The 2,613-nt window shown below is 62.6% G+C and carries 2 protein-coding genes; both read left to right on the top strand.

Features of this window, described 5'->3' with window-relative positions:
• The first annotated feature begins 117 nt into the window (after positions 1–117).
• Complete coding sequence (istA, locus tag Q7V20_RS17340; protein WP_304794025.1) at positions 118–1,638, top strand: IS21 family transposase; 1,521 nt, start codon at positions 118–120, stop codon at positions 1,636–1,638.
• Entirely contained in the window at positions 1,631–2,422 is a 792-nt protein-coding gene (istB, locus tag Q7V20_RS17335; RefSeq protein WP_304794022.1) for an IS21-like element helper ATPase IstB, read from the top strand. The genes istA and istB overlap by 8 nt, the downstream gene beginning before the upstream one ends.
• The last annotated feature ends 191 nt before the right edge of the window (positions 2,423–2,613 follow it).

Genomic DNA, 2,613 nt, shown 5'->3' with positions numbered 1-2,613 from the left:
TGTTGGCGCCGACCGAAAACTGAGCCACTTTTGATGGGTATGCCGACCCAAAACTGAGCCAGGTGTTCAACCTACCCTGCTGCTTTTTGATGCAGCGGGGTTCGAGGAGTGATCACCATGGACATGATCGGCAGAATCCGGCGGCTGCACAGCCGAGGCAAGAAGTCAGAGCGGGAGATCTCGCGGATGACGGGGCTGTCGCGCAACACGATCGCCAAGTGGCTCAAGGCGCCATTGGAAGGCGAGCCCAAGTACCGGCGAAGCGAGCAGCCGGGCAAACTGAAGGCCTTCCACGAGGTTCTAAAGCAGGCACTCAAGGCCGATGCCCATCGCCCCAAGCACGAGCGCCGCACGGCGCGTGCGCTGTACGGCGAGCTCAAAGTGGCAGGCTATGAAGGTGGCTACAGCCGCGTGACGGACTTCATCCGGCAGTGGCGCCAAGGCGAGGGCCAGGCGTCATCGACACGCGCCTTCGTGCCCTTGTCGTTCGAGCTTGGCGAGGCGTTCCAGTTTGACTGGAGCGAGGAAGGCTTGGTGGTGGGCGGCATTTACTACCGGCTGCAGGTCTCGCACATGAAGCTGTGTGCCAGCCGAGCGTTTTGGCTGGTGGCGTATCCGAGCCAAGGCCACGAGATGCTGTTCGATGCGCACACGCGCAGCTTTGCAGCGTTGGGCGGAGTGGCCCGTCGTGGCATCTACGACAACATGAAGACGGCCGTGGACCAGGTCAAGAAGGGCAAGGGCCGAGTGGTCAATGCGCGCTTTGCGGTGATGTGCGCGCACTACCTGTTCGACGCCGACTTCTGCAACGTGGCCAGCGGCTGGGAGAAGGGGGTTGTCGAGAAGAACGTGCAAGACAGCAGGCGGCGCATCTGGATCGATGCGGCCAAGCAGCGATTCGGCTCCTTTGCCGAGCTCAATGCCTGGCTGGGCGAGCGCTGCCGCAGCCTGTGGTCAGAGGTTCGCCACCCAGAGCACCAGCAGTTCAGCGTGGCCGAGATGCTTGAGCACGAGCGCGCTCACCTGATGTCGATGCCCGAGCCCTTCGACGGCTATGTGGAGCGCCCGGCGCGCGTGACCAGCACCTGCCTGGTCTCGGTGGCGCGCAACCGCTACTCGGTGCCCTGCGAGCTGGCGGGCCAGATGGTCAGCACCCGGCTATATCCAACGCGGGTGGTTGTGGTGGCCAACGACGAGGTGGTGGCGCAGCACGAGCGATTCAGTGACCGAGGCCAGACCCGCTATGACTGGCAGCACTACATCCCACTGGTGCAAAGAAAGCCAGGTGCGCTGCGCAATGGCGCGCCGTTTGCCGACCTGCCCCCAGTCTTGCAGCAGTTGCGCAGAGGGTTGCTGCGCCAGGCCGGTGGCGACCGTGTCATGGCCCAGGTGCTGGCCATTGTGAGCACGCAGGGCCTGGATGCGGTGCTGGTGGCCGTGGAGTTAGCGCTGGAGAGCGCGCCGCCGTCTGGCAAGGTCAGCGTCGAGCATGTGATCAATGTGCTGAGCCGACTCAATACCGCACCCACGCCAGAAGATGCGCAGACCTGCCTGCAGACAGTCTTGGCCCCACTGGCCAACACCGCGCGCTATGACAGCCTGCGTGGACAAGGCAGTGAGGAGATCAACCATGCGTGACATCGCCGCCGAGCTCAAACAACTGCGCCTGCACGGCATGGCGGGCGCCTGGTTGGACCTGATCGAACAAGGGGCCAGTTCAGGCTCAGACGAGGCCCGTTGGCTGATCGAACACCTGCTGCAAGCAGAGGCCACAGACCGAGGTATGCGTTCGGTCAATCATCAAATGCACGCAGCCAAGTTCCCAGTGCACCGAGACCTGGCTGGGTTCGACTTTACTGTGTCGCCCGTGGACAGCAAGCTGGTGCACACGTTGGCCGAGACAGGCTTCACTGAAGTGGCGCACAACGTCGTGTTGGTGGGTGGCCCCGGTACCGGCAAGACCCATCTGGCCACGGCCATTGGTGTGGCCGGCATCACCAAGCATGGCAGGCGTGTGCGCTTTTACTCCACGGTGGATCTGGTCAACGCGCTGGAGCAAGAGAAGGCACAAGGCAAGGCTGGGCGCATAGCAGCAAGCTTGCTGCGCCTGGACCTGGTGATCCTCGATGAGTTGGGCTATCTGCCGTTCAGCCAGGCAGGCGGTGCGCTGCTGTTCCACCTGCTCAGCCGGCTGTACGAGCACACCAGCGTGATGATCACGACGAACCTGGACTTCGCGGAATGGTCGCGCGTTTTTGGTGACGCCAAGATGACCACGGCGCTCCTGGACCGGCTCACGCACCACTGCCACATCCTGGAGACCGGCAACGAGTCACACCGGTTCCTGCACAGCTCAAGCACGGCTAAGAAGCGTATCAAGGCACGAGAGCAGTCTCGAATGCAGGCCGCTGCAGAGCGGTAAGGCCTGACGTTCAAAGCAAAGGGGGAAGCCGCTGCGCGGCTTCCCCCTTTCGTGCTCAACCAATCTGACAGGAGTACTCCAAACTCTGCAAGGCTCTACACTTATCCACAGCTGACCGCCCTTTGGTCGGCTAACAGCCCTGGCTCAATATTGGATCGGCACAGTGGCTCAGATTTGGATCGGCGCGGACA

The organism is Aquabacterium sp. (assembly GCF_030652515.1).
Classification (GTDB): domain Bacteria; phylum Pseudomonadota; class Gammaproteobacteria; order Burkholderiales; family Burkholderiaceae_C; genus Aquabacterium.
This window is presented reverse-complemented; position numbering and strand designations above follow the sequence as displayed.

Coding starts and splice junctions, on each gene's coding strand:
- istA (WP_304794025.1), top strand. CDS start 118: ATGGACATGATCGGCAGAATCCGGCGGCTGCACAGCCGAGGCAAGAAG.
- istB (WP_304794022.1), top strand. CDS start 1,631: ATGCGTGACATCGCCGCCGAGCTCAAACAACTGCGCCTGCACGGCATG.